Source organism: Streptomyces piniterrae, from assembly GCF_005048155.1.
In the GTDB taxonomy this organism is placed as follows: Bacteria; Actinomycetota; Actinomycetes; order Streptomycetales; family Streptomycetaceae; genus Streptomyces; species Streptomyces piniterrae.
In genome coordinates this window covers 609,589-634,422 of record NZ_SUMB01000001.1, presented here as the reverse complement: position 1 = coordinate 634,422, position 24,834 = coordinate 609,589, and the positions used below count along the sequence as shown (strand labels likewise).

Genomic DNA, 24,834 nt, shown 5'->3' with positions numbered 1-24,834 from the left:
GGTCGGTTCACGGCAGAAAGGGACTCGCCATATGGCACTGCGTTTCGCCACTGACATCACCACTGCGGAGACAGAATACGGCACCGTTTTGCTCGACCAGCGCAGCGGCCATTACTGGGAACTCAACCCCACCGGCACACTGGTGGTCCAGACATTGCTCGAAGGCGGTGAGGAGGCGGACGCGGTCGACGCGGTCATCGCCGAGTTCGATATCGACCGCGCTCGGGCCGAACAGGATGTCGCCGCGCTTCTCGACCTGCTGCGGACCTCGGGGCTGACCGTATGACGACACCAAGTGCACTGACGCGGCCGACGGGCATCCCGCTCACCCGACGGCTGGCGGCACGGCTCGTCCTCATCGTCGCCCTCCTCCTGTCCTTCCTGCCACCGCGCCGTATCCGTGCGGTGCTCGCAGCCGTACGGCACGGTGCGGCGCCCGCCACCGCCGCACAGGCCAAGTCCGCACGGGACGCGATGTGCGCGGTCAGCCTCCTGTGCGCGGGCCCACGCGGCTGCCTTCCGCGGTCCCTGGGCACCGCACTGCTGTGCCGGCTGGGCGGCACCTGGCCGACCTGGTGCACCGGCGTACGCGTGGTGCCCCCGTTCACGGCACACGCCTGGGTGGAGGTCGACGGTCGCCTGGTGGACGAAGGAGTGCCGGACGACTACTTCAACCGCCTGCTGTCCGTCGCCCCGGTACGGCGAGCGGCCCGGTGAGCGGGAAGGCGGCGGCCACGGGACGGGACGGCCCCTCGGTGCCGTACGCGATCGCCGCCATGTTCCGGCTCACCGCCGGACACCGGTCGGCGATGGCCGTCGCCTCGGTGCTCACCTTGGCCGGCTCCGCCCTCGGGCTTGCCCAGCCGCTGCTCGCCAAGAAGATCGTGGACGCGAGCGCCCACGGCCACATCGTGGGGCCGCTGCTGGTCCTCGCGGCTCTCTTCGTCGCCGAAGCGGTTGCGGGCGCGGCCGGCCGGTTCGTACTGGAACGCATGGGAGAGCGGGTCGTCCGCGGTCTGCGCAGCGGTCTGGTCGGCCGGCTGCTGCGCCTGGAGATGCGGGAGTACGACAGGCATCGCACCGGCGATCTGATTTCCCGGGTCACCGCCGACACCTCCCTGCTGCGCGAGGTGGTCGCGCAAGCGCTGGTGGACCTGATGACCGGCTCCCTCGTCGCCGTGGGAGCCGTGGCGTTGATGCTGTGGATCGACCCGCTGCTGCTGCTCCTCGTGACGCTGACAGTCGTCGCGGCGGCCGTGGTGGTGGCCTCGCTGCTGACCGGGCTGCGCACCGCCGCCGAGCACATGCAGGGGGCGATCGGGTCGATCGCCGCCGAACTGGAACGGGCGCTGGGCGCACTGCCGATGGTGCGGGTCCACCGGGCCGAGGAACGGGAGGCCGAGCGGATGGGGGTCTGTATCGACACGGCGTACAGAGCGGGCGTGCGCACCGCGCGGCTGTCATCCGTGCTGGGCCCCGCCGTCGAACTCGCCGTACACGGCTCGTTCCTGCTCGTCCTGGTCATCGGCGGCCTACGGGTGAACGGGAACGCCAACACGCTCGGTGATCTCGTCGCCTTCATGCTCTACGCCACCTACCTGGTGGTGCCGCTGTCGTCGGTGTTCCGGGCGATCGGCCTGGTGCAGCGGGGCATGGGAGCCTTCCAGCGCATCGACGAGGCGCTCTCCCTGGAGGCGGAGCCCGCGGAACCGGAGCCGTCGGAGGCGGAGCCGCCGGCACGGCCGGTGCCCGCCCGCTGCTCCCCACGGTCCGCGCCGCCCGCGCCGGAGCCCGCCCTCGCCCTGGACGATGTCCGCTTCGGCTACCGGCCGGGCCGCCCGGTCCTCCAAGGCGTCTCGTTGACGGTGCCACCCCGTCAGCACATCGCCCTGGTCGGCAGGTCGGGTGCCGGCAAGAGCACGATCTTCGCCCTGATCGCCCGCTTCTACGAGCCGGACTCCGGAACGCTCCGGTTCGACGGACACCCGGCAGCGGAACTGGGCCGCAAGGAGTGCCGGGCGCGCATCGCCGTCGTGGACCAGAACACCCATGTCGTCCACGGTTCGCTCTGGGACAACATCACCTACGCGGTACCCACGGCGAGTCCGGCCGAGGTCCGCAAGGCGGTGGAGCTCGCCAACCTCACGGACGTGGTCGACCGCCTGCCCGGTGGTCTGAACGGGACCGTGGGCGAACGGGGCAACACCCTCTCCGCGGGAGAACGCCAACGCGTGGCCCTCGCCCGGGCTTTGCTCACCCGCCCGTCCGTCCTCCTCCTGGACGAGCCGACCTCCCATCTGGACGCCATCAACGAGGCGGCGCTCAGCCGTGTGCTCCAGGACGTCACCCGCCAGTGCGCCCTCCTGGTCATCGCCCACCGCCTCTCCACGGTCCAGAACGCCGACCGCATCGTCCTGTTGGAGGCGGGCCGCGTCATCGCCTCGGGCCGCCACGAGGACCTCCTGACGACCAGCTCCGCCTACCGGGAACTGGCGGCGGGGCAGGCCCTGCGGACACCGAGCACGAACGGGCGTGGGGCGATGCGGCTCCACTGAACTCGCAGCGGGCGTCCGGTCGTTGCGGGGTGTCCGGCGTCCTCGTTCTGCAGAACGCCAACACGCCGCGCGGCGCATATCGCGTTCACTCCCCGACCGGCAGCACCACCGCCGCCACCATACGGCGCAGCGCGGCCATGGCCGCCTCGGGGTCGATCCGGTCGGGGGCCAGGAGCCACTGCTGGTGAATGCCGATTCCGGCGCCGCTGATCGTGACGGCCAGCGCGTCGGCGGACAGGCCGGGTGGCAGCGGCAGTTGTTCCAGCCATCGTCTGCAGTGGCCGCGCAGGGTGTCGTGGATCTCGACGTAGCGGCCGTGGATCGGGGAGCCCGGCTCCAGGGCCTCCACCAGGAGGGTGACGAAGAGCTTGGTGGTGGGCATTTCGAGCAGGGCCTGGGCGCCCGCCACGAGGCGGTCGAACCCCGCCGCCGGCTCCTCGGGCTCGTCCGGCTCGGTCAGGCCGGCGCCGATCAGGCTCACGGAGCGTTCGAGTACGGCCAGCAGCAGGCCCTCCTTGCTGCCGAAGTGCCACGGGATCGATCCCCTGCTGATGCCGGACCGTTCGGCCACGTCGGCGAACGTGGTCTGCCGGTAGCCCTTCTCCGCGAACAGCTCCGCGGCCGCCTTGAGGATCCGCTCGCTGCTCTCGTGACTGGTCTGCTCTCGCCGTGTCGCCACCCTGCCTCCTTCTATGCTCGCAATAATATTCTATGCTGGCCAACACAGAGCAGCACGGGACTCCCGCAGGGCATGGAGGAGGGGTTGTTTTGCGCTTCGTCACATACGCCTCGGCTGACGGCGACCGGGCCGGCGTCATCAACGGAGACCTGATCCACGCGTTACCGCAGGGCACGCCCCTGGTCGAACTGCTGGGCCGCTCGCTGCGGCAGGCGGGCCGGCGCGCGCTCGCCGAGCCCGACGAGGTCGTCGCGCTGGCCGACGTCACACTCAAAGCCCCCATCCCGAGGCCGCCCTCGGTTCGGGACTGCCTGTGCTTCCTCGACCACATGCGCCGCTGCCTCAGAGCCACCGGCGGCACGGGAACGCTGGAGCCGACCTGGTACCAGATCCCCGCCTTCTACTTCGCCAACCCCGCCGGCGTCATCGGCCCTTATGACGACGTGCCCATCGCTCCCGGCAGCGCCTGGTTCGACTTCGAGCTGGAGATCGCAGCGGTGATCGGCGCCACGGGCCGGGACCTGACACCCGAACAGGCCGAGGAGCGTATCGCCGGCTACACCCTGTTCTGCGACTGGAGCGCCCGCGACCTCCAGGCCCTCGAAGGCCAGCTCAAGATCGGCCAGGCGAAGGGCAAGGACGGCGCGTCCACGCTCGGGCCGTGGCTGGTCACACCCGACGAACTGCCCTTCGGCCCGGACGGCAGGCTCGCGCTCCAGGTCCGCGCCGAGGTCAACGGCGAGCTGGTCGGCGAGGGCCGCACCGACTCCATGGACTGGTCCTTCGGCGAGGTCATCTCGTACGCGTCCCGCGGGGTCGAGCTCCAGCCGGGAGACGTCTTCGGCTCGGGCACCGTTCCCGGCTGCTGCCTGACGGAACATCTCGACTTCGACGACCTCGCCGCGTTTCGCGGCTGGCTCAAGGACGGTGACGTGGTGTCGCTGCACGCCGAGGGGCTGGGCGAGGTGCGGCAGACCGTAAGGGCCGGCACCGCCCCGCATCCGCTCGCCGCCAGACCGGACCCCACCGCGAAGCCCCGCCGGCGGCAGGCCAACCCGGCCGCCTCCGCGCTGCCTTACACCAAGGGGCTGCACCAGGTCGGTGACGGCGTCTGGGCCTGGCTGCTGCCCGACGGCGGATACGGCAGGAGCAACGCGGGGCTCGTCGCCGGCAACGGCGCCTCCCTGTTGGTCGACACGCTCTACGACCTTCCGCTCACGGCCGAGATGCTGTCCGGCATGCGGCCGATCACCGACCGGCACCCGCTGGGTCACGCCGTGCTCACCCACGCCAACGGCGACCACACCCACGGCGGCCAACTGCTCCCCGGCGCCGTGCGCGTCCTCGCCGCCGAGGGGACGGCGCACGAGATGCGCACCGAGATGCCGCCCGAGCTGACCACGGCACTTCAGGTCATGGACCTCGGGCCGACGCTCACACCGTATCTGCGCGACCGCTTCGGCGCGTTCGACTTCAGCGGCATCCGGCTACGCGCCCCCGACCGGACCTTCGACCGGCGGCTCACCCTCGAGGTGGGCGGCCGCGAGGTGCGGCTGCTCGATCTCGGGCCCGCACACACCGAGGCAGACACGGTGGTGCACGTTCCCGAGGCGGGGGTGCTCTTCGCCGGCGACCTGTTGTTCATCGGGTGCACACCGATCGTGTGGAGTGGCCCCATCGCCAACTGGATCGCCGCCTGCGACACCATGCTCGACCTCGGCGCGCCGACCGTGGTGCCGGGCCACGGCCCGGTGACGGACGCCGCCGGGATCCGCGCCGTCCGCGGCTACTTCGCCCATGTCGTCGAGCAGGCGGACGCCGCGTACGCCAAGGGACTCGACTTCCGCGAGGCGGCGTTCGGGATCGATCTCGCCGAATACGCCGACTGGCTGGATGCCGAACGGATCGTGGTCAACGTCTACCGGCGCTACCGCGAGATCCACCCCGACCAGCCCGTGGTCGACAGATTCGCCCTGTTCGGCCTGATGGCCGAATGGGACGGCCGGCGAGGGCGGCAGTGACCCGATCCACCGGGGTCCGAAACAAGAAGCTCCACCGAGAGATGCGAGAGATACCAGAGATGCCAGAGATACCAGGGAGATCATCATGAACGTGGGAATGGTGGCGTACCACTATCCGCACGCTGCTCACCGCGAGGAGTTCATCTCCCGCGTCCGCCAGGTCCGCGACGTCATGTTGCGGACACCGGGATGCCTGTCGGGCGAGTGCTGGGCGTCCGGCGACGCGGTGATTTCGATCGTGCGGTGGGAGTCCGAGGACGCACGGGCCGCCTCGTTCGCGGCGGTGGCGGAGGCGGGAGTGGATGTCGCCTACGACGAGCGCGAATCACGCCCCCGCGATATCGTTCCCCTGGTGGCGGCCTGAGCCGTGAAACGGCAGACGGCGACGCTGCTGCGCCGCCGTCTGCTGGTTGGCGCGGCCTAGCTGTCGCCCACGCGTCGGAGCCGGGCCGCGAGATGGTGCTGTAGCGGCTGGCCGACCGCGGCGAGGTCGTGGACGAAGTCGAGCGTGCCCTCGTCGGTCAGGGTGTAGCTGCGGCGGCTGGCGTCGACCTCCTTGGCCGTGGGAGCGAGCGCCACCTGATGGGTGGTGAGGTCGACCGTGCCATCGGCCGCACGGCCGACCAGAATCTCCGCGATGCCGGTGGGCTGGGTGACCAACGCCTCCACCCGCCCCTCGGACTGCAGCCGCCACCAGCCGCTCTCCCGGGCCGCCGGCCGCAGCGGGGTCCCGTCCGCGTCGATCAACCAGGCGCGCGCCTCGTAGCGGAGGAAGGGGCGCCCGTCGTGACTGAAGACGACCTCCTGCGCATACGCGAACTCCTCGGCGAGCGTCGGATATCCGCCGCGGCCCCGGCCGGTCCAGGTTCCCAGGAACCCGAGCAACGGAGTGAGCAGCGCGTGCGGCGCAGGCGCTTCGTCCGGTCCCAGAGCGTCGGGATACGGGTGCTTCCGGGCAGGGTCGATCATGAGGTGCGCTCCTGGGTCGAAGTCGATGCCGGAAGGGAAGCCTAGGGCGTCGGTATCGCCACCGATATAGCCACATACAGTGACATCATGGTTACATAATGGGGGTGGGTGTAAGTCCCTTTCCGGCAGGACGCGTTGCGATGCCGTGGGACTCGATCCGCACGGTCGGGGGGCCGGCAGCGTGATGACAGGGGGTGGGGATGCAGCAAGCAGGTGTGCTCGACGTCGGGTGCCACAGTGCTCTGCTGACGGTGCAGAGGTGGCGACCGGGTTCGGTGCTGGAGCCGGTCTTCTCCCACAAGGTGCGTCTGAGACTGCACGAGACGCTCGACCGGAGAGGGCGGCTGGGCAAGGCGGGGATCAAAAGCGTGCAGCGGGGAGTTGCCGAGGCGATCGCCGCGGACCCGCGGCTGCGCCTGGCGGAGGTGTTCGCATTCGCCACGTCCGTCATCCGGGACGCCCCCAATCGCGAGGAGGTCATCGCGCGGGTGGCCCGCGCCACCGGCACCTGGCTGCAGGTGCTGTCCGGTGAGGAGGAGGCACGGTTGGCCTATGTGGCGGCTCGCCAGTGGGTGGGCCCCGAGGCGGGCCCCTTGTTGGTCCTGGACATCGGCGGCGGCACCGTGGAAGTCGCCTCGGGGACGGGTGACCAGCCCCGGCTCGCGCGCTCCCTTCCACTGGGCGCCCGGAGCGTCACCCGGGAGCTGCTGCCCGGCGGGACCGCGTCCTCCCGGCAGCACCTGAACGAGGTCCGGCGGCATCTGCGGCACTGCCTGAGTGCGGCACCCGGTATGCCGTCGGCCGAGAAGGGGGACCGAGTCGTCGCCTGCTCCCGGACGTTCGAGCAACTGGCACGGCTCGCCAACGCCTCAGGGAGCAGGCCACGACGGTCACGGCGGCAGTTGACCCTGTCTCAGCTGGGGGCGACCATCCGCCTGCTGGCCGGCGTCGGCCCGGAGCGCCGAGCCGCACTGCCGGGCATCTCACGACATCGCGCCGAGCAGTCCCTGGCAGGGGCGCTGGTCGCCGAGAGCCTCATGGTGACGTGTGGAGTGGAGAGCGTGGAGATCTGTCCATGGTCCACCCGGGAGGGGCTGCTGCTCGAACGTCTCGGGGCGTCCCGGAACCCCGCCGGCCAACGGGGATACACCGGCACCGGCCCGCTCCCCCACGCCGGCGAGGAGACCGGCTGACCGGCGCGGGAGGCTGCGCCACCTCGCTGCGGTGACGGCCCGTCAGGCGCCGTCTCCCGTAGGACCTGGTGGCGGTGGTCCTTCGGCAGCGGCCTCCGCAAGGCGGTCCGCCGGGGGCGGGGCCGTGCTCCCTCGGGGGATGAGATGGGTGGGGAGCGCGATGTGGCGGGCGGGGTCGCTGTCCGGGTCCGTGAGGATCGATGAAACAAGTCCGGCAGCGGTGTGTCCCGTGTGCCAGGCGGACTGGGCGACGGTGGACAGGTCGAGCATCTCGGCGAGGGGGTGATCGTCGAAGCCGAGGACGGAGATCTGTCCGGGCACGTCGATGCCGCAGGATCGCAGGACGCTCATCACCTCGAAGGCCATGTCATCGGCTTCCACGAAGATGGCGGTGGGCATCTGCGGCTCGCTCAGCAGAGCGCCGATCGCTTCCCGGATGCCGGGACGGTTGAGTTCGGCGCGCACCACGAGAGCGTCGTCGTAGGGCAGTCCGGCTTCTTCCAGGGCCTCGCGGTAGCCGACCAGCCGGTCGTAGGCGCTCCAGACGAACGAGTCCACGGCGGCCGACTGGAGGTGGGCGATGCGCCGGTGCCCGAGGTTCAGCAGGTACCGCATGCCCCGGCGGGCGCCGGCGGCGTCATCTATGTAGACGCTGGCCCTGCCGGGTGCGTGCTGGCTGACGAACACCAGAGGTACGTCGAGTTCGTCGAGCCGCTCCCGCTCCTCCTCGGTGAGGATGAAGGACATCACCATCACGGCATCGGCGTTGCGCCGGGCCGGCAGCCGGTCGAAGAAGGCCGCCCGTTCCGAAGCGTCGGTGATGACATAGGCCAGAAGATCCAGATCGGCGTCGCGCAGCCCTTCCGCCAAGCCGGTGAGGGCGGTGCCGAGGAACCAGGGGGCCCGCGGGAGGCCGGGCGTCAGGACGGCGACGCGGCCGGTCTTGCCCGTGACGAGGCTCGACGCACTACGGGAGAGAGCGAAGGACAACTCCTGGGCCGCTCGTTCCACGCGGCTCCGGGCTTCCGGGGACACCGTCGACACCCCGCGGACCGCCCGCGAAACCGTCGATGTCGAGACCCCGGCCCTGCGCGCCACATCCGCCAACGTGGCCTGGCGATGGTCTCTCACCATGGCTCGAACGTAGCACGGTCGGCCTGCTCACCGGGGTCGCCGCGTTGATCACCAGGGCATGGCTCGCAGCCCCTCCGCACCGACCACAACGATAAGTCGGCAAGATATTTCACGCAAGATGCGTTAACAAAGCGGAGATCTTCTGCTAACAATGCTGCCTATCGATGTTCGCCCCCGACGACTCCCAAGGGACGCACCTCCATGTCCTCTCCCCTGCCTGCCAGACCCCCGACCCCGCCCGTCAGCCGCCGCTCCCTCCTGCGGGGCGCCGCCGCGGCGGGCGCGGCGGGTCTGCTCACCTCCTGTGCGAGCCGCGCCGACGCGGCCTTCGACGCCGGCGCCGCACCCTGGCGGCGGTACGCCGGCACCACCTTGAACTTCATCTCCGAGAACACCGCACCGACCGCCGCGATCGCGGCCAACCTCAAGCCGTTCACCGAACTGACCGGCATACGGGTCAACATCGTGACGCTGGAGCTGTCGGCGCTGGCCCAGAAGGTCGCCCTGGACTTCGCCTCGGGGAACGGCGCATACGACGTCGTGTACGCGGACCCGTATCAGGTGCTCGCCCCGTATGCGCCCGCCTTCGTCGATCTGCGGGAGTTCGAGGACGACCCCGCACTGCCCCAACTGCCGGGCGGCTTCGATGACTTCATCCCCACCCACCTGGACGCGGCAGGCCGCTTCCAGGACGCGGAGAAGGTCCTGGCACTGCCGTACGACTGCCCGACCATGGTCTGGCAGTACCGGGCCGACCTGTTCGCCAGGCACCGGGAGCGGATGGCCGACGATCTCGGCTTCGACCCCACACCGTCCGAGGACTCGACGTGGGAGCAGTACGCCGCGATCGCCCGCTGGTTCAACGACAAGACCGACGAGGTGCGGTACGGGACCGGCCACCAGGCCAAGCAGCACGACTCGCTGATGTGCGACTTCTCCAACCTGCTCTGGTCCTACGGCGGTGACTACTTCGACAACGGGAAGCAGGTGGGCCGGCTGGGCACCGGGGATCCCGGAAAGTGCCTGCTGCGCTCGGACGAGGCGATCGCGGGGGCCGAGTTCTACCAGCGGCTGCTGGCCACCGCCGACCCCGGCTCGCGGACCTGGGACTGGGACGGGGTGGGGGCCGCCTTCCGGGCCGGGCGGATCGCGATGTGTCCCAACTGGCACGAGTACGCGGCGTCCAACGAGGCCGCCATGCCGGGCAAGGTCGGCTACGCCCGGCTGCCCAAGGGCCCGGCCCGCTCGGCCGGGATGTACGGCGGCACCGGGATCGCCATCTCGAACGTCGTCCCGCCCCGGCGCAGGAAAGCCGCCTGGCTCTTCCTGAACTGGGCCACCGCGCCGAAGACCCAGCTGGCCAATCTGGCCAGCACGGTGGGCGGCGGCACCCCGACCCGTACCTCGGTCTACGCGATGCCGCGCGTCACCGCGGCCGAACACCGGCCCTCGAAGATGCCCAACATGCTGTCCGCGCGCGCCGTACGGCGGACCTGGGAGAGCGCCGACATCGGACTGCGGCCGAAGATCCCCATGTGGGCGGAGTGCGACACCACGATCTACACGCAGGTGTCCGGCATGCTCGCCGGGGACACCTCGCCCGCCGCGGCGATGCACGCCGCCGCCGACCGTATCGACCGCATCACGACCCGCAGGCGGGTGAAGTGACCATGGATTCCTCCGTGACCGACGCCGTGCGCGGTGCCGACCGTGCCGACCGTTCCGGACAGCCGGCACGCCGCTCCAGGATCGCTCTGCCCGGTTTCGCCGGCCGGATGATGGCGCCCGGGCTGCTGGTGCTCGCCGCCGTGTCGCTGCTGCCGTTCGCCGCGGTCGTCGCCATGAGCTTCTCCCGGGTGCATCTGCTCGGCGGTCTCCGGCTGGAGAGCGTCGGTGCGGCCAACTGGACACGCCTGTTCGGTGACCCGGACACGGCCTGGGCGTGGGCCCGTACCGCCGGGTACTTCGTCCTCACCGTCGGCGGCGAGATGGCACTCGGCACCGCCCTCGCCATCTGTCTGTGGCGGCTGCGGAGCGCCCGCAACGCCGCGCTCAGCCTGCTGCTGCTCCCGATGTTCGTGGCACCGGTCATCGCCGGCCTGCTGGGCCGGTTCCTCACCGACTCCACCTTCGGGCTGTACGCCTGGCTGCTGCGGCAAGTCGGCTACCACGGCGATGTGATGGCCGACAAGACGACGGCCTTCGCCGCCGTGACCCTGATGGACGTCTGGGAATGGACGCCGCTCATCGCCCTGATCGCGCTGGCCGGTCTGAGCTCGGTGCCCTCCGCCGTGCTGGAGGCCGCCGCCCTCGACGGCGCCGGTCTGCTGCGGACGCTGCGCCACATCGTGCTGCCGTCCATCGCCCCGGTGCTCCTGGTGGCGCTGCTGATCCGCTCCATGGACGCGCTGCGCTACTTCGACATCATCTGGAACACCACCGGCGGTGGCCCCGCCGACGCGACCAAGACGGCCTCTGTCGAGTTGTACGAGACCGCGTTCCGGTTCTTCGACTTCGGCTACGCGTCCGTGACCGGCCTGCTGATGCTGGCCGTCACCACGGTCGTGGCCCGCTACTTCGTCCGCCTCCTCGAACGAAAGGAGCCGACCCGATGACCGCTGCCACGGCCGGCCCGCTGGAACGCGGCACCCGCACCTCCCGCACCCTCGTACGCGTCGTCCTCGCCCTCGCCCTGATATGGACGCTGGTTCCGCTCGGCTGGATGCTGCTGTCCTCCTTGAAGCCGACGGCCGAGGTCACCGCGTCCACCCCCGACCTCTGGTTCGCACCGACACTGGAGCACTACCGGAACCTCTTCGGCGGCGCCAACAACCTCTGGCCGTACCTGAGCAACAGCGTGATCGCCGCCGGCGCCTCCGCGCTGCTGGCCACCGCGCTCGGGGCGCTCGCCGGCTACGGACTGGCCCGAACCCGGGCGCGCGGCAAGAAACACCTGTCCTTCTGGATCATCTCCACCCGGATGGCCCCGATCGCCGCCGTGGTGCTGCCGATCTTCCTGATCTTCCGGTTCCTCGGGCTGATCGACACCCTGCCCGGTCTCGTACTGGCCTATCTGAGCTTCAACCTGCCGTTCGCGATCTGGCTGCTGAGTGCCTTCTTCGCCGAGGTGCCCGCCTCCCTGGAGGAATCCGCGCAGGTCGCGGGCTGCACCAACTGGCAGGCGTTCCGGTACGTCGTCCTGCCGCTGACCCGCCCCGGGCTGGTCACCACCTTCGTGCTGTGTCTGGTCTTCGCCTGGAACGACTACGCCTTCGCCCTCGTGCTCAGCGGACCGCACACCCAGACCCTGCCCATCGCCGCCAGCCAGCTGGTCACCCAGACCGGTATCGACTGGGGCCAGCTGACCGCCATCGGGACCGTCGTGGTGGTCCCGATGATGCTGGTCGGCCTCGCCGTACGCCGGTGGCTGGTCACCGGCCTGACCATGGGAGCCGTGACCGGAGAATGACCGTCACCACCCTGCCCTCGCACCTCCCGTCCACCATGCGCGCCGCCGTGCTGCGCGCGCCGAGGGAACTGGAGATACAGGAACGGCCGGTACCGCGGCCCGGCCCTGGCCAGGTCCTGGTACGTATCGAAGCGGTCGGCATCTGCGGCTCCGACGTCCACTACTACGAGCACGGCAGGATCGCCGATTTCGTCGTCCGCTCCCCCATGGTCCTCGGCCATGAGCCGGGCGGCACCGTGGTCGCCCTCGGCCCGGGGGCGCGGCGACACCAGCCGGGACAGCTGGTGTCGGTCGAGCCGGGCGTGCCCTGTGGCACCTGCGCACAGTGCCGCCGGGGCCGGTACAACCTCTGCCCCGATGTGTCCTTCTACGCGACCCCGCCGGTCGACGGCGCTCTGTGCGAATACGTCGCGGTGGACGAGAACTTCGCGCACCCCGTCCCCGACCGGCTGACCGCGGAGGCCGCGGCCCTGCTGGAGCCGCTGTCGGTGGGTGTCTGGGCTTCCCGCAAGGGCCGGGTCACCCCGGGATCGCGGGTTCTGGTCACCGGCGCGGGCCCCATCGGGCTGGTCGCCGCCCAGACCGCCCGTGCCTTCGGCGCCACGGAGGTCGTCGTCAGCGATATCGCGCCCCACCGGCTCGACCTCGCCCGGCAGTTGGGCGCCACCGCCACCGTGGACGCCCGTGACACCGGCCTCGCCGCCACCGGCTTCGCACCGGACGTCCTGCTGGAGTGCTCCGGCGTCCCGGCCGTCATCGACGAGGCGATCCGCACCGTCGGGCGGGCCGGCCGGGCGGTCCTGGTCGGCATGGGCGGCGACTCGGTGCCTCTCCCGCTGGCCCATGTGCAAAACTTCGAGATCGAGGTCACCGGCACCTTCCGGTACGCCAACACCTGGCCGACCGCGATCGCTCTCGCCGCCTCCGGCGAGGTGCGACTGGACCGGCTGGTCAGCCACCGGTACGGCCTGGAGGAAGCAGGGCAGGCGCTCACCGCGGCTGCCCGTGACCGCACGACGATCAAGCCCCTGGTACGTCCGCAGCCGAGCTGACCACCATATGGGCATGGGGAGGAAGGAGGGCTGTATGCCCGCCAAGCCACGGCTGTCGCAGGCCGAGGTGGAACAGCGACGCCAGGCCGTCCTGCGCTATGTCGCCGAACAGGGTGAAATCCGCACCGACGATCTCGCCGCCCACTTCGGCGTCAGCCTGATGACCATGCACCGCGACCTCGACGACCTCGCCGGGCGCCACCTGCTCCGCAAGGAGCGCGGGCGAGCCGTGGCCTTCCCCGCCCTGACCATGGAGACCGCCACCCGCTTCCGTGAAAGCGTCGGCCTCGCGGCCAAGAGCGCGCTGTGCGCCGCGGTGGCCGGCCGGATCACACCGGGCAGCACCGTCTTCATGGACGACTCCACCACCATCTACCCTCTGGCCGACATAGTGGCCGGCATCGATCAGCTCACCGTGGTCACCAACTCGGTCGGCCTGGCGCAGCGTCTGGGATCCGCGCCCGGTGTGGACGTCACTCTTCTGGGCGGGCGCTATCACGGCGAGTTCAATTCGTGCACCGGTCCCGAGGTCACCGGCGCTCTCTCGCGGATGCGCGCCGACCTCGCGCTGATGTCCGCCACGGCCGTCCTCGAAGGGCGGCTCTTCCACCCCCTGCGGGAGTACGCCGAGGTCAAGGAAGCGATGCTGGCCTCCGCCAACAAGGCCGTCCTGCTGGCGGACCACTCGAAATTCGGCAAGACCGCCACCTATGCGTACGGCACCGTCGCCCTGTACGAGTCGGTCGTCACCGATACCGCCACGTCCGACGAGGAGATCGCGGCCATCCGCGGCCTCGGCGTCCCCGTCGAGAGGGTCGCTCCCCGGGAAACCACCGCTTGATCGTCTTTGGGGGCCGATCTCAGGCGTGCGGGGCGGCCGGCCGCACCGTCCAGCTCGCCAGCACGGCGAGTTTCTCAGCGGTTCGGGAGCCCGGAGAGGCCGTGTAGACGACCAGCAACTGGTCCGGGTCGCCGGGAAGCGCCAACGTCTCGTAGCCGAGTTCCAGGTCACCCGCCTCCGGGTGCCGCATGCGTTTGACTCCGTGCGTCTTCTCCTTGACCTGGTGATCCGCCCACAGGCGACGGAACGGCTCGCTGCCGAGCGACAGTTCACCGACCAGCTCGGCCAGGAGCTTGTCGTGCGGATGCCGTCCCGCGTCGAGCCGCAGGTACGCCACGGTCTCGGCGGCCACCGCGTCCCAGTCGAGGTAGAAGTCCCGGGCCGCCGGGTCGAGGAAGGCGTAGCGGGCCTGGTTGCGCCGGCCGTCGGGCATGCCGGAGAAGCCCGAAACGGCATCGCCGAGTGCGTTCCAACCCAGCACATCCATCCGGCGGCCGAGCACGAAGGCCGGGGCGTGCAGGGAGTCCACCAGCAGTTGGACTCCCGGACGGAGCCGCTGACTTCCGCGCGGGCGCGCCGACCGCCGTTGTGGACGGGCCAGATCACGAAGGTGCGCCTGCTCGACCTCGTCAAGTCGCAGCACCCGCGCTACGGCGTCCAGCACCGCATCCGACACGCTCGGGCCGCGGCCCTGTTCGAGCCGGATGTAGTAGTCGACGCTCACCCCGGCCAGCTGCGCGACCTCCTCACGGCGCAGGCCCGGCACGCGGCGGCGCCCGTGCTCCTGCAACCCGACCTCGTGCGGCTGGATACGGGCGCGGCGCGAGCGAAGGAACTCCCCCAGGTCAGTGCTCATGACACGCAAGCCTAGGCGACGCGCTGCCGGGCCGGCCTGGTACTGCCGGACCCAGGAAAACCGTTGCCCTGGGTAAGGGCGGGGAGGCGTCACAGGATTGCCGGTGTCACTGATCGGTCCGTTTCAGTGCCGTCCCACACCAGGACACCGACAAGGAGCACGTCGAAGATGAGCTACCAGAACCTGTCCGGCCGTACCGCTGTCGTCACCGGGGCCGCCAGCGGCATGGGCGAGTCCACCGCCCGTCTGCTCGCCGCGCATGGCGCGCGGGTGGCCCTGCTGGCGCGTCGCGGCGACCGGCTGACCGAACTGACCGAGAAGATCAACGCTGACGGGGGCCAGGCCCTTGCGGTGCAGGTTGACGTCACCGACGAGGAGAGCGTCACGCGCGCAGCGCGGCGCATCCACCAGGCGTACGGGCCGGCCGATCTGGTCGTCAACGGTGCCGGTGTCATGCTGCCCAACCCGATCGCGGACGGCCGCGACGACGAGTGGGCCCGCATGATCGACACCAACCTCACCGGAGCGCTGCGCATCATCCGTGCCTTCGTGCCCGATCTGGTCGCCGCCGCAGCCGACGGCCGTCTCGCCGATCTGGTCAACATCTCCTCCATCGGCGCCCATGTCACCTTCCCCAACTACGCCGTCTACGGCGCCACCAAGGCCGCGCTCACCCACCTGTCGGCATCGCTGCGCTCCGAACTCGGCCCGCGCGACGTGCGCGTCACCAACATCGAGCCGGGGCTGACGGGTACCGAGCTCGGCGGCCATATCGACAACACCGAGCTCAGTAGTCAACTCGACGGCATGTTCACCGCGATGGACGCGCTGACCGCCGACGACATCGCCGATCTGATCGCGTACACCACCAGCCGCCCGGCCCGTGTCAACCTCCGGCAGGTGGTGATCCTGCCGACCCAGCAGGCCTAGGGTCTGAACGACCTTGACGCATCGGTCAGGCCCTAGGGGCAGCCGGGGCCCGTGCTGGGGTTGGTGCACTGGTCGGTGCCGGGGCCGCCGTCGTTGGCGTTGCTGCCGGATCCGCCGTCGAGGGTGTCCTGGCCTGCTTCGCCGAACAGGAAGTCGTCGCCCTCATTGCCCGTCAGGACGTCGTTGCCGCTGCCGCCGTGCACGATGTCATTGCCGCCCTCGCCGGCGATCCGGTCGTTGCCGGCGTCGCCGTTGAGTGTGTCCCCGTCGGCTCCGCCGCAGATGAGGTCGTTGCCGCCACGGGCGTTGACGATGTCGGTTCCGCCGATGGTCTTGATGACATCGCGCAGGGGGGTGCCTTCGATCCGGTCGTTGCCGGGTGTTCCGACGATCGTCGTCGGCTGGCCGAGACAGGACCCCTGGACGGTGGTGGTCTCCGTGACGTTGTCGTTCCCTGGGGTGCTGTCCGAGACCGCGCCGGCCACCGATGCGGTGTCGGGATAGGTGCCCGCGGCGGTCGCCGTCACGGTGATGCTTCTGGTCGCCGTGTCCCCGGCCCCGAGCGCTCCGATGTCGCAGGTGACCACCCCTGGTGCGGATTCGGACGCGGTGCAGTCGGGCGAGCCCGAGGCGAACTGGAACACCGCGGGCAGCTTGTCGACCAGAAAGACGCCCTCGGCGGTCGCCGAGCCGTTGTTGGTGGCGGTGAGTGTGTAGGTCACGTTCTCGCCCTCAAGGACGGGATCGGAACCGGCGTCGGACTTCGTCACGCTCAGGTCGCCCTCGGTCAGGCCCAACTGCCCGATCTGGCCGGCGGTCTCGGCGAACCAGATGTCGCCGTCGGGTCCGGTGGTGATGCCCCACGGGCCGGCCGACGGGGTGGGCAGGGGGTACTCGACGATGGCCCCGGCCGTGTTGATCCGCCCGATCTCGTCGCTGTTCCTGTCGGTGAACCAGAGGCTGTCGTCCGGCCCCGCGGTGATGTTCTGCGGCTGGCTGCCGGGGGTGGGGATGAGGAACTCGGTGATGTCCCCCGACGTGGTGATCCGGCCGATCTCGCCGGTGCCGAACACGGTGTACCAGAGGTTGCCGTCAGGGCCGGCAGCGATGCCGGTGGGGGCGCCGTTCGGTTCGGGCACGGGATACTCGGTGATGTCCCCCGCCGTGGTGATCCGTCCGATCTGGTTCGAGCCCTCGGTGAACCACAGGTTGCCGTCAGGCCCTGCCGTGATGTCGGTCGGCCCGCTGGACGGTGTGGGCACCGGGTACTCGGCGATGAGATCACCGCCCGGTGTCATCCGCCCGATCCTGTTGCCGTTGAGTTCGGTGAACCACAGGTTGCCGTCAGGGCCTGTGGCGATACCGGTGGGCTCGCTCATGGGCGTGGGCAGGGGGTACTCGGTGATGGTGCCGCTGAGATCGATCTTCGCGATGCCGTTGCCGAGGGAACTCTGTTCGGTGAACCAGAGGTTGCCGTCCGGACCGACGGTGATGTCGTGCGGGAAGCTGATCTCGGTGGGCACGGGGTACTCGGCGATGAGGTCGCCGTCCGGGGTCATCCGCCCGATCTTGTTGCCGACGACCTCGGTGAACCACAGGTTGCCGTCAGGCCCGGTGGTGATGTCGATCGGCGTGCCGTCCCCGGGAAGCGGATACTCGACGATGCTCACCGCTGCCTGGGCAGGGGACACGCCGAGGCCCATGGACAGGATCATCAGGGTGCTGACGAGAACCGTCGTCACACGGCGTCCCCAGCGGGACCGCGGCCGACGCGATGTCCTGGGCGGTGACCCGCCCATGAGGGTACGGGGCACGGAGGCACCGCCTTTCGGTCACAGAGGTGTAGGCGCCTGGCAGGACGGCCACCGCGGGAGCCGAGCGGCCCGGCCATGGCGGACGACGTCCCGGCGACGCAGGACGCCACGCCCGATCCGATTCCTGTGTCGGAGGCGGACGGTGACCGAAGAGTCCCACAGGCCGGATACGCAGGAAACGGCGCAAGAGGAGCACTGCACCAGCACGAAAGGGGCACGGCCTGGAGTGCGGCGTCGGATGCAAGCCCCCGCGATCCATGCCGCGGAGGACAACATAAGCCGCCCGCCGTCGGGTACGCGAACGTCAACAGGCCTAATTGTCACAGCAGTTACGGAGGCCTACAGCATGGGTATCGGCGGATGCATCGGTCTGCTCGCGGTGGGGGCGATCCTCACCTTCGCGGTGGACTGGGACATGGCCGGAGTCAATCTCGACCTCGTGGGCGCCATCCTGATGATCGTCGGCATCATCGGTCTCTCGGCATACGTGAGCATCCTCAAGCGGCGACACACCCAACCGCCGTCCCCCGGCGCGCCGGTGGTCGACGTTGAGGACCACCGGCACTAGAAGCAGCTCTTTCGCGGCGCTCCCTGCACCACGGCGATTTGCACGTCGCTCTTCTCGTGGAGAAGGCATGGGACTTGTGGACTGCGGGTGAATCCGTTGACGGCATGTTCGGCTCCGCAATATGCCGACTGCAACTACAGGGAGCGATGGTTAAGCACCGAGCCGACCTGCACGATGGTCACCGCATTACGCGGCAGCACCCGGCGCGACGCGGCCCGGGTTCCATAGACGTCGCCGACAACGTAGGTGATTCGGCGACCCGCTGGAATTCTCCCGGCACGACTCGGTTCGGCTCGCTTCGGCTCGGCGAATGGGGCGAGCACTGAGGTGAAGGCGGCATTGAACCGGACGTCGATGGCGTCCTAATGCCACCGGGGAGCACGGGCTCCCGGCCGCGGCGCTGCTCGATTTCCTCCGCGCCGGAGGGTGGAGAGCCGGGCGGTCGCGCGGCCGTTCCCCGTGCTCGTTCCGGTGATGACCGCGGTCTGCGGCATAACACGATCTTTTCCGTCGTCGGGCCGTTGCGGTGTTTCGCGGAACGGCCCGATCAAACGGCCCGATTAGGTGTCGGGATTGGAAGCGCAAACCCCAATCGGATGAATCGTTCTGCTGCACCGGCACATTCGAAATTCGCGGCTCGGTATTCACGGCTCACAAGCTCAGCCGCCCGTACCCCAACGCGCCTTTGCCACTTCCATTTCCGCTTCCACTTCCGCTTCCCATTGCCATTGCCGAGCGCCAGGCGGAAAAGCCTTGGTGAATGGCCGGTCGCCTCACGTGAGCGGGTCCGCCGCCAACCAGGTGGCAATGGCCTGGGCGATGGGCTGATCGGTGTCGAGCTGGATGAAGCCGAACTGGCCGCCCTGGTTGCATTCGAGGAACCACCAGGTTCCATTGCGGTCCTCGGCGAAGTCGAATGCTCCGTAGGCGAGTTGAGCGGTGGTCATGTACGCGGTCACCGACCGGCGGATGAGGTCGGGGACGTCGGCGGGCTTCCAGGCCGCGTTCTCCGTGAAGCGGCTGTCCACCTCGTCGGGGTCGGCTTCCTTACGGGCGGCGAAGAGTTGGCCGTCGACGCAGGTCAGCCGGATGTCGGCCTGCTTGCGTATGTGTTGCTGGAACAGGGTCGGTCCGGCCGCGACCGCGCTGAAGTCCGCGTCGGGGCTGATCCGGGTGGTGGGCAGCACCATCGGAGGATCGCCGGGGTGTCTCCCGGAGACCGACTTGACGACGAGGTCCTGGTGCGTGGCGGCGAACTGACGCGCGACCGACGGGAACGAGGTGATCAGTGTGGCGGGGACGGTGAAGCCGCTCTGCTGGGCGATATGGAGCTGCCAAGGCTTGTAGCGGGCCTGTCCGGCCGCCGCCGGGTGGTTCATCCAGCGGGCCTGGGTAGCGGTGAGCATGCCGTAGAGCGCCTGCTCGGACTCCAGCGTGAGCCAGGCCGACGGTTCCGCTGCGCGAGTGCCCGGTGTGCCGGGCCTGCGGACCCACACCGAACGCAGGCTGCCGAGGCTCACCATGCGTTCGTCGGTCTTGAGGTAGCCGTGGAAGCCGTTGCCCCCGTAGTCCGCGGACAGGTCGATCCGGCCGGGCAGGTCGGCCGGGTCGAGGCGGACGAGCGGAACGCCGCGGTCGTTCAGCGTCGCGACGACCATGTCCGCGGTCAGGTCTTCCTCACAGGTGAGGACGAGAACGGTCATGGACGTTCAGTCGTCGAAGTGGGTCTTGGACCCGGCGGTGGAGGCGGTGGTGCCGGTGGCCAGCAGGACCGCCCGGCTGCTGGTGGCGGGCCGGCCGTCGGGCAGCACGTTGAGTTGCCGCGTGGCGTCGTAGGTGTACGGAGTGGCGGCCGCCGACTTCACCGCCGGGCGGGCGTAGCTCAACGCAAACGGTCGCATACCTTCTCCTTCAAGACCCCGTGTCCGGCCTCATGCCACGGTCAGGGACGGGTATTTCACTAGACAACTCTGCACGGATGACGCAACTCTTCGGTCAATAGTTGCCGCCTTTGCTCGTTTCCCGCGATCCACTTGACGGACTTGGCAACAGACCGTATTTATCGGCCGACGCGCATCGCCTGAGAGTGAGATCAGCGCTACACCGTGTATTCCCTTCCGGGGGTTGCCGGCCCCGCCGGCCGGCAAAACCGATGGGCCATAACGAGGCGGTCCGGGAGTCGATCGCATTCACCGCCGCCCTGGCGGGAAATGCACGACAACACCCCTTTAACATGCCGATCGTTGCGGTGAGTCGATGCCTGATCGACAAACAGTGTGCGGTGGACTTCCCTCCGGTCGGTGGAAGATGTGGTGACCGGGGCCATGGTGATTCCGGAGGCAACTGGTCACCGGCAGCGAGGGCCCCAGCGCGGAGCGGCGGCATATTCGCTTCTGCTCCCTTTCGGTCACGGTAAGGGCGGCGCATCCGGCCTGTTCCTGTTACGGGGAGGCGCTGTTCCTGTTACGGGGGAGGCAGTGGTGCAGTGCTGGGGTCAGACCGGTAAGTTGGTGACCTTCGGGTGACCGCAATCTCCCGGAGTCCCCGAAGGCGACCGCCATGACGCTCCGCGACCGGACACCCGCACGACTTCGCCTCGACAGCGCGCTGGACGGCGTCGCCGCTGTCTTTCGCGGGATGGCCGCCCACCCCGACGAACACAACTGTGAGTGCCACTGGGGCAACGCGGAAGACCTGGCGCAGCTGAAAACGCCGGACACGGAGCTGGACCCGGACCTTCTGCGTCGCACCTGGCAGGCGACCGACTGGGCCTACAAGGCATCCGTACTGCGCCGGATCCTGCCCCAGTTCGCCACAGCCCTCACGCGCGGACTCATCCAGCCTCTCTTCGGCATGCAGGAGGTCGGACGCGCTTTCCACCGCGCCAAGTGGCAGCAGTGGCCCGTCGAACAGACCGCCGCAGTGCGGGAATTCCTGCATGCCTGGTGGGCCCACACCCTCGCCGATCCCGACCCCGCCGTGCCGGCGTACGAGGTCCTCGCGCTCAACGCGGAGGCGTCCGCCACGCTCAGCCCCTGGCTCCGCATCTGGGAGACGCAGACTCACCCCACGGCCGACCAGCACCTGGCCGAAGCCGTGGCCCACTGGGAGTACGAGCTCTTGGGGGACGGGCTTCCCTGGGACACCTGGCATGACGAGGAAGACACGCGCGCCGGGCTGACAGCCTGGCTGCTGCTCCATGCCCCTGCCCGGCTGCGGGCCCACGGCGCCCCTGAAGAGCTGCTCCACCGGATACGACTGCTCGGACTCACCGGAAACGACCGCTGGGACGACCCGCACTGGCCGGGACACCGCTACTGAGTTCCGAACGTACCGAGTTGTCGCTCGGCTCAGAGATCAGGCATGCAACGCCGCTCCCCATGCCTTCGCCCGGTCGAGTTCCCCTTTCCGGAGCGGGCCTTCGGTGTCCTCGATCAGGAAACCCTCTGGTTCCGCGACGAGTTCGTAGTGGTGGCTGCGCAGGCGCCGTGCGATGGCGGGGGCGGCGCCGCCTGCCATACGGACGTCCGCGTGGGTGTCGAAAGCGGCGGCGTGGGCGCTACGGGTCTTGGGCAGCTCGTGGAACCAGTCCCGGAGGCCGGGTCCCTCGCCACCCATCTCGGGGTCGTGCCGCTCCGCCTCTTCCTTTCTCATCTCGGCCTTCACGCCCATCTTCCGGGACAGGCCGGAGGTCATGCCCCGCATGTGGGTGGGACCTCCCACGACGAGCAGGTCGGCCGAACCGGCACGCTCCCGGGCCGCCGGCTGGTCCACCCGTACGCAGTCGATCTCGGCCTCCGGGCGAGCCTCCCGCACGCCTTCGCCGATCGCCTCGGCAACCTGTCGGGTGTTGCCGAACAAGCTCTCGTAAACGATGACCACACGCATCACAGTTCATCTCCTACGGCTCTCTCCGTGATATCTCCGTATGTTCTGCGCTTCCCGCCCTTCCAGCGCTTTCCGGATGTTCCGTGCTCGGCTGGTCAGGGCTCGATGTCGAGGACCTCCGACACCGGACGGCGTGGGGTGCTGGTGCCTTTGGGGCCGTATCCGAGGCGCAGCAGCATCTGTACATGGCCTTCCCCCGATATCGGGTCCCGCAGCGGCCAGCGCAGGTCGGTCCACTCCAGGGGTTGGGTGGCGAGGGAGCTCGACAGGCCCTTGAGCGTTGCCAGCAGCAGGACGCGTTGCATGGCCTGGCCGGCGCGCACCCAGTCCTCCGGGCGATCGTGGGCGGTGCTCAGGAGGGCCAGGTGGGGGGAGTGCTCGAACTCCGCGGCGTCGCGGCCCGCTACGGGCCTGGTGCCGGCGAAATCGCGCATCGGTGCCTTGCCGCCGAGCTTTCGCGGCCCGAAGGCGTAGTCGGGAACTCCGTCGGGGGCAGGGCGTTCTGATGAGTCGTCGATGTGTGTCCATCGCGCCAGGTCCTGGTCGCTGGCGCGGTCGGTGAGGTTGCGTGCCTCGGCTTCCCGCACCAGATCCAGCAGTTCCTGCAGATGCCATGCGGTGGGGAAGGTCAGTGAGGCTCCCTCGATATGGGCGGCACCGCTGAGGGCCGTCCGCACGGACTGGGGGATCTCCGTCTCCTCGAACGGGAAGCGGCTGGTGTGCCGTTGGTGAATCGCCGGATACAGCGCGGCCAGGCCGCTCTCGTCGCTGCCGAGGCCGATCAGCTGCACGGTGGCGAGCAGGGCGGGATCGGTCTGATCGGGCAGCACCTGGGTGGCCGGGTACCAGCCCTCGTGGACCACGGCGACCCGCAGGTTGAACAGGGCTGCGCCGCAGCCGAGATGGAGGGCGCGGGTGTCGGGGTCGGCGTGCGGCATGACACGGTCGAAATCGGCGCGTACGTGGAAGACGCGGCTGCCGCGGAAGTAACGGAAGTGCCAGGGCTGCGCGTTGTGCATCGACGGAGCGGCAGCGGCATCGTGGACCAGCGCTGTCACCCGCTTTTCGGAGAGTCCCTGTTCCGTCACCGGAGCCTCCCTTCGCGACGCCGCTCGACCGGGGTTCATCGACCGGCCGGGTTTCATCGACCGACCGGCGTTCATCGACCGACCGGCGTTCATCGTCCTCGCGGCCTCGTCCAGCTGGTCGACCTCGAAGGCGACGTCCGTTCCCACGGCCGCCGAAGGGGCCGCGTCGGGCGCCGTCCGGAAGGCGATGGTGTCGTCGACGACCTCGTAGTTCACCGGGACGACCGCCGGACCGTCGGGGGTCGATACCGCGACCCGCCCCACGCCATGCGTGGCCAGCCGGGCGCGGCATTCATCGGGACCGAGATCCGACAGCCCGGGGTGCAGCAGCGCCTGGCCCCTGCCCGGCGGCAGGTCGATGCCTCCCCCGCGCAAGGCCGTGGCGGTGGTGCCCAGAGCGTCGGCCAGCCGGATGAGGCTCATCAGGCTCGGGTCGGCCGGCCGTTCTTCGAGATAGGCCAGGTAGTCCGGCGCCATCTTGGCGCGGCGGGCCGTCTCCGTCCTGGTCAGTCCCTTTCGCCCGCGTTCGGCTGCCACCCGCCGGCCGATGTCGCCGGGGCCCGATGCCCTGGACGGGTGCCGATCGGACGCGGCGACCGCTTCCCTGTCCGCCCTGCCCGCCTCTGCCCCGCCGTGCCGGGAGTCCTGCCGGGTGCTTTCGGGGCCGTGCTCGACATGGTCGATATGCGCGCCGGGACCTGGACAGACGAGCGTCACCCGAGCCGTGTCCGACCAGCGCACGTCGAAGGGCGGCGTGCCGTCGTCGTGATGGAGCCCGACGATCTCGCCGTCGCGCCGGGCGGCGCCGGTGACCGGGCTTTCGACGATGAGGTGGTCACCGAGGTGAGCTCGCATGGTCATCACCCGCTCCTCCCGGACGTCGGCCGGTACCTCCGAAACGTCGCCATACCCAACGTGTCACGCCCGGCGGGCCGGCCACATCGGACGACCGGGCCCGGTCCATCGGGCCGACCGGCCCCGGGACGGGGCCGGTCGGTGGCTCAGGACGGTCCGGTCGGCCTCACCTCTGCGAGACCGGCTCCTGACACGCTGAGGAGGTGACCGCGGCCGGCTGTCACCCGCCGGAAGGAGCCGAAGATGCTGCACCGCACGGTCGGAGAGCTCATGACCCGGAAGGTCGTCCGGGCGCGGCGGGACATGCCGTTCAAGGAGGTCGTCAAGCTGCTCGCGGACAACGGGGTCACCGCCGTGCCTGTGGTCGACGAGCTGGACCGTCCGATGGGTGTGGTGTCCGAGGCCGATCTGCTGCGCAAGTCCTCCGGTCAGGCCGACCCGTCAGGCCGGACGCCGATGCCGCATCTGGAGGCGTGGGAGCGGGCCAAGGCCGAGGGGGCCACGGCCGAGGAACTGATGTCGGCTCCCGCCGTGTGCGCGCGACCGGAGTGGACCGTGGTGGAGGCGGCGCGCCTGATGGAGGTCCAGAACGTCAAGCGGCTGCCGGTGGTGGACGAGACGGACCGGTTGCAGGGCATCGTCAGCCGCGCTGACCTGCTGCGGATCTTCCTGCGCCGGGACGAGGCGATCCGCGAGGAGATCAACCGGGACGTGCTGCAGCAGACGCTGGGGCTCGCTCCCCTGGCGGTGACCGCGGAGGTGCGCGAGGGGCGGGTCACGCTGGGCGGGACGGTCGAGGTCGCAGGGCTGATCCCGATCATTGTGCGGCTGTGCCGGACCGTTGACGGCGTGGTCTCGGTGTCGGAGCACATCGTGTGCGGGCCCGGAGATCCACGGCGCTCCGCTGCGGGAGCGTAAATCC

23 protein-coding genes and 2 pseudogenes are annotated in these 24,834 nt (G+C 69.8%); 15 read left to right on the top strand and 10 right to left on the bottom strand.

Annotation, left to right across the window (positions count from 1 at the left end; translation table 11 throughout):
* Positions 1 to 31: 31 nt before the first annotated feature.
* The 3 genes from FCH28_RS02660 to FCH28_RS02650 are packed head-to-tail and all read left to right on the top strand — an operon-like array spanning position 32 to position 2,555.
* Positions 32 to 286 carry a lasso peptide biosynthesis PqqD family chaperone gene (locus FCH28_RS02660; protein WP_136738011.1) on the top strand — a complete coding sequence of 85 codons (255 nt, stop codon included), beginning with the start codon at positions 32 to 34 and terminating at the stop codon, positions 284 to 286.
* Positions 283 to 717, top strand: a complete 435-nt coding sequence (locus FCH28_RS02655) for a lasso peptide biosynthesis B2 protein (protein ID WP_136738010.1) — start codon at positions 283 to 285, stop codon at positions 715 to 717. Before FCH28_RS02660 ends, FCH28_RS02655 begins: the two co-directional genes overlap by 4 nt.
* Positions 714 to 2,555, top strand: a complete 1,842-nt coding sequence (locus tag FCH28_RS02650) for an ABC transporter ATP-binding protein (RefSeq protein WP_136738009.1) — start codon at positions 714 to 716, stop codon at positions 2,553 to 2,555. Before FCH28_RS02655 ends, FCH28_RS02650 begins: the two co-directional genes overlap by 4 nt.
* An 85-nt stretch (positions 2,556 to 2,640) precedes the next feature.
* On the opposite strand, the gene FCH28_RS02645 is transcribed toward FCH28_RS02650, so the two are convergent.
* The gene (locus FCH28_RS02645; RefSeq protein WP_136738008.1) at positions 2,641 to 3,234 is read right to left on the bottom strand and encodes a TetR/AcrR family transcriptional regulator; all 594 of its coding nucleotides are present in this window, start codon (positions 3,232 to 3,234) and stop codon (positions 2,641 to 2,643) included.
* Between the two features lie 89 nt (positions 3,235 to 3,323).
* On the opposite strand from FCH28_RS02645, the gene FCH28_RS02640 reads away from it, so the two are divergent.
* On the top strand, positions 3,324 to 5,255 hold the full coding sequence (locus FCH28_RS02640; RefSeq protein WP_136738007.1) for a fumarylacetoacetate hydrolase family protein: 1,932 nt from the start codon (positions 3,324 to 3,326) through the stop codon (positions 5,253 to 5,255).
* 85 nt (positions 5,256 to 5,340) lie between these two features.
* On the top strand, positions 5,341 to 5,619 hold the full coding sequence (locus FCH28_RS02635; protein WP_136738006.1) for an antibiotic biosynthesis monooxygenase family protein: 279 nt from the start codon (positions 5,341 to 5,343) through the stop codon (positions 5,617 to 5,619).
* 56 nt (positions 5,620 to 5,675) lie between these two features.
* On the opposite strand, the gene FCH28_RS02630 is transcribed toward FCH28_RS02635, so the two are convergent.
* Complete coding sequence (locus FCH28_RS02630; protein WP_136738005.1) at positions 5,676 to 6,224, bottom strand: heme-binding beta-barrel domain-containing protein; 549 nt, start codon at positions 6,222 to 6,224, stop codon at positions 5,676 to 5,678.
* 200 nt (positions 6,225 to 6,424) lie between these two features.
* Here FCH28_RS02630 and FCH28_RS02625 point away from each other — a divergent pair, with 200 nt between their 5' ends.
* Positions 6,425 to 7,417, top strand: a complete 993-nt coding sequence (locus tag FCH28_RS02625; RefSeq protein WP_136738004.1) for a Ppx/GppA phosphatase family protein — start codon at positions 6,425 to 6,427, stop codon at positions 7,415 to 7,417.
* A gap of 42 nt (positions 7,418 to 7,459) precedes the next feature.
* Here the strand turns inward: FCH28_RS02625 and FCH28_RS02620 are convergent, their stop codons facing one another.
* Positions 7,460 to 8,551, bottom strand: a complete 1,092-nt coding sequence (locus FCH28_RS02620) for a LacI family DNA-binding transcriptional regulator (RefSeq protein WP_246102289.1) — start codon at positions 8,549 to 8,551, stop codon at positions 7,460 to 7,462.
* Between the two features lie 201 nt (positions 8,552 to 8,752).
* On the opposite strand from FCH28_RS02620, the gene FCH28_RS02615 reads away from it, so the two are divergent.
* Genes FCH28_RS02615 through FCH28_RS02595 form a run of 5 tightly spaced genes read left to right on the top strand, consistent with a single transcriptional unit; the run spans position 8,753 to position 13,913 of the window.
* Positions 8,753 to 10,219 carry an extracellular solute-binding protein gene (locus FCH28_RS02615; protein WP_136738003.1) on the top strand — a complete coding sequence of 489 codons (1,467 nt, stop codon included), beginning with the start codon at positions 8,753 to 8,755 and terminating at the stop codon, positions 10,217 to 10,219.
* Between the two features lie 14 nt (positions 10,220 to 10,233).
* A complete protein-coding gene (locus FCH28_RS02610; protein WP_222852375.1) occupies positions 10,234 to 11,166 on the top strand; it encodes a carbohydrate ABC transporter permease in 933 nt (310 codons plus the stop codon).
* Complete coding sequence (locus tag FCH28_RS02605) at positions 11,163 to 12,020, top strand: carbohydrate ABC transporter permease (RefSeq protein ID WP_136738002.1); 858 nt, start codon at positions 11,163 to 11,165, stop codon at positions 12,018 to 12,020. Before FCH28_RS02610 ends, FCH28_RS02605 begins: the two co-directional genes overlap by 4 nt.
* The gene (locus FCH28_RS02600; protein WP_136738001.1) at positions 12,017 to 13,072 is read left to right on the top strand and encodes an NAD(P)-dependent alcohol dehydrogenase; all 1,056 of its coding nucleotides are present in this window, start codon (positions 12,017 to 12,019) and stop codon (positions 13,070 to 13,072) included. Before FCH28_RS02605 ends, FCH28_RS02600 begins: the two co-directional genes overlap by 4 nt.
* A gap of 34 nt (positions 13,073 to 13,106) precedes the next feature.
* On the top strand, positions 13,107 to 13,913 hold the full coding sequence (locus tag FCH28_RS02595) for a DeoR/GlpR family DNA-binding transcription regulator (RefSeq protein WP_136738000.1): 807 nt from the start codon (positions 13,107 to 13,109) through the stop codon (positions 13,911 to 13,913).
* A gap of 19 nt (positions 13,914 to 13,932) precedes the next feature.
* Here the strand turns inward: FCH28_RS02595 and FCH28_RS02590 are convergent, their stop codons facing one another.
* Entirely contained in the window at positions 13,933 to 14,769 is an 837-nt protein-coding gene (locus tag FCH28_RS02590) for a helix-turn-helix transcriptional regulator (RefSeq protein WP_136737999.1), read from the bottom strand.
* 168 nt (positions 14,770 to 14,937) lie between these two features.
* On the opposite strand from FCH28_RS02590, the gene FCH28_RS02585 reads away from it, so the two are divergent.
* On the top strand, positions 14,938 to 15,699 hold the full coding sequence (locus tag FCH28_RS02585; RefSeq protein ID WP_136737998.1) for an SDR family oxidoreductase: 762 nt from the start codon (positions 14,938 to 14,940) through the stop codon (positions 15,697 to 15,699).
* Positions 15,700 to 15,731: 32 nt separating this feature from the next.
* On the opposite strand, the gene FCH28_RS38825 is transcribed toward FCH28_RS02585, so the two are convergent.
* Positions 15,732 to 17,441, bottom strand: coding sequence for a virginiamycin B lyase family protein (locus FCH28_RS38825; RefSeq protein ID WP_136737997.1), 1,710 nt, complete (start codon positions 17,439 to 17,441; stop codon positions 15,732 to 15,734).
* A gap of 418 nt (positions 17,442 to 17,859) precedes the next feature.
* On the opposite strand from FCH28_RS38825, the gene FCH28_RS02575 reads away from it, so the two are divergent.
* A complete protein-coding gene (locus tag FCH28_RS02575) occupies positions 17,860 to 18,081 on the top strand; it encodes a hypothetical protein (RefSeq protein ID WP_136737996.1) in 222 nt (73 codons plus the stop codon).
* Positions 18,082 to 18,854: 773 nt separating this feature from the next.
* Here FCH28_RS02575 and tgmB read toward each other — a convergent pair.
* Together tgmB and tgmA are read right to left on the bottom strand one after the other, a co-directional pair.
* Entirely contained in the window at positions 18,855 to 19,784 is a 930-nt protein-coding gene (gene tgmB / locus FCH28_RS02570) for an ATP-grasp ribosomal peptide maturase (protein WP_136737995.1), read from the bottom strand.
* Between the two features lie 6 nt (positions 19,785 to 19,790).
* Positions 19,791 to 19,982: a putative ATP-grasp-modified RiPP gene (gene tgmA / locus FCH28_RS02565; protein ID WP_169314027.1), complete on the bottom strand. Its 192-nt coding sequence runs from the start codon at positions 19,980 to 19,982 to the stop codon at positions 19,791 to 19,793.
* Positions 19,983 to 20,640: 658 nt separating this feature from the next.
* On the opposite strand from tgmA, the gene FCH28_RS02560 reads away from it, so the two are divergent.
* Positions 20,641 to 21,402 carry a hypothetical protein gene (locus FCH28_RS02560; RefSeq protein WP_136737994.1) on the top strand — a complete coding sequence of 254 codons (762 nt, stop codon included), beginning with the start codon at positions 20,641 to 20,643 and terminating at the stop codon, positions 21,400 to 21,402.
* A gap of 36 nt (positions 21,403 to 21,438) precedes the next feature.
* Here the strand turns inward: FCH28_RS02560 and FCH28_RS02555 are convergent, their stop codons facing one another.
* From FCH28_RS02555 to FCH28_RS02545, 3 genes and pseudogenes are all read right to left on the bottom strand, one after another.
* Positions 21,439 to 21,969, bottom strand: a complete 531-nt coding sequence (locus FCH28_RS02555; RefSeq protein ID WP_136737993.1) for a flavodoxin family protein — start codon at positions 21,967 to 21,969, stop codon at positions 21,439 to 21,441.
* Positions 21,970 to 22,064: 95 nt separating this feature from the next.
* Positions 22,065 to 23,006: pseudogene (locus FCH28_RS02550) on the bottom strand (Acg family FMN-binding oxidoreductase); the annotation flags it as partial.
* 153 nt (positions 23,007 to 23,159) lie between these two features.
* Positions 23,160 to 23,912 (bottom strand): annotated as a pseudogene (locus tag FCH28_RS02545) (DUF1918 domain-containing protein); the annotation flags it as partial.
* A 243-nt stretch (positions 23,913 to 24,155) separates the two neighbouring features.
* Here FCH28_RS02545 and FCH28_RS02540 point away from each other — a divergent pair.
* Positions 24,156 to 24,830: a CBS domain-containing protein gene (locus tag FCH28_RS02540; protein WP_136737992.1), complete on the top strand. Its 675-nt coding sequence runs from the start codon at positions 24,156 to 24,158 to the stop codon at positions 24,828 to 24,830.
* Positions 24,831 to 24,834 lie beyond the last annotated feature (4 nt).

Excerpts from the sequence above, each read along its gene's own strand:
- FCH28_RS02660 (WP_136738011.1), top strand. The coding sequence starts at position 32 with ATGGCACTGCGTTTCGCCACTGACATCACCACTGCGGAGACAGAATAC.
- FCH28_RS02655 (WP_136738010.1), top strand. The coding sequence starts at position 283 with ATGACGACACCAAGTGCACTGACGCGGCCGACGGGCATCCCGCTCACC.
- FCH28_RS02635 (WP_136738006.1), top strand. The coding sequence starts at position 5,341 with ATGAACGTGGGAATGGTGGCGTACCACTATCCGCACGCTGCTCACCGC.
- FCH28_RS02630 (WP_136738005.1), bottom strand. The coding sequence starts at position 6,224 with ATGATCGACCCTGCCCGGAAGCACCCGTATCCCGACGCTCTGGGACCG.
- FCH28_RS02625 (WP_136738004.1), top strand. The coding sequence starts at position 6,425 with ATGCAGCAAGCAGGTGTGCTCGACGTCGGGTGCCACAGTGCTCTGCTG.
- FCH28_RS02620 (WP_246102289.1), bottom strand. The coding sequence starts at position 8,551 with ATGGTGAGAGACCATCGCCAGGCCACGTTGGCGGATGTGGCGCGCAGG.
- FCH28_RS02615 (WP_136738003.1), top strand. The coding sequence starts at position 8,753 with ATGTCCTCTCCCCTGCCTGCCAGACCCCCGACCCCGCCCGTCAGCCGC.
- FCH28_RS02605 (WP_136738002.1), top strand. The coding sequence starts at position 11,163 with ATGACCGCTGCCACGGCCGGCCCGCTGGAACGCGGCACCCGCACCTCC.
- FCH28_RS02600 (WP_136738001.1), top strand. The coding sequence starts at position 12,017 with ATGACCGTCACCACCCTGCCCTCGCACCTCCCGTCCACCATGCGCGCC.
- FCH28_RS02595 (WP_136738000.1), top strand. The coding sequence starts at position 13,107 with ATGCCCGCCAAGCCACGGCTGTCGCAGGCCGAGGTGGAACAGCGACGC.
- FCH28_RS02590 (WP_136737999.1), bottom strand. The coding sequence starts at position 14,769 with ATGAGCACTGACCTGGGGGAGTTCCTTCGCTCGCGCCGCGCCCGTATC.
- FCH28_RS02585 (WP_136737998.1), top strand. The coding sequence starts at position 14,938 with ATGAGCTACCAGAACCTGTCCGGCCGTACCGCTGTCGTCACCGGGGCC.
- FCH28_RS02575 (WP_136737996.1), top strand. The coding sequence starts at position 17,860 with ATGGGTATCGGCGGATGCATCGGTCTGCTCGCGGTGGGGGCGATCCTC.
- tgmB (WP_136737995.1), bottom strand. The coding sequence starts at position 19,784 with ATGACCGTTCTCGTCCTCACCTGTGAGGAAGACCTGACCGCGGACATG.
- tgmA (WP_169314027.1), bottom strand. The coding sequence starts at position 19,982 with ATGCGACCGTTTGCGTTGAGCTACGCCCGCCCGGCGGTGAAGTCGGCG.
- FCH28_RS02560 (WP_136737994.1), top strand. The coding sequence starts at position 20,641 with ATGACGCTCCGCGACCGGACACCCGCACGACTTCGCCTCGACAGCGCG.
- FCH28_RS02555 (WP_136737993.1), bottom strand. The coding sequence starts at position 21,969 with ATGCGTGTGGTCATCGTTTACGAGAGCTTGTTCGGCAACACCCGACAG.
- FCH28_RS02540 (WP_136737992.1), top strand. The coding sequence starts at position 24,156 with ATGCTGCACCGCACGGTCGGAGAGCTCATGACCCGGAAGGTCGTCCGG.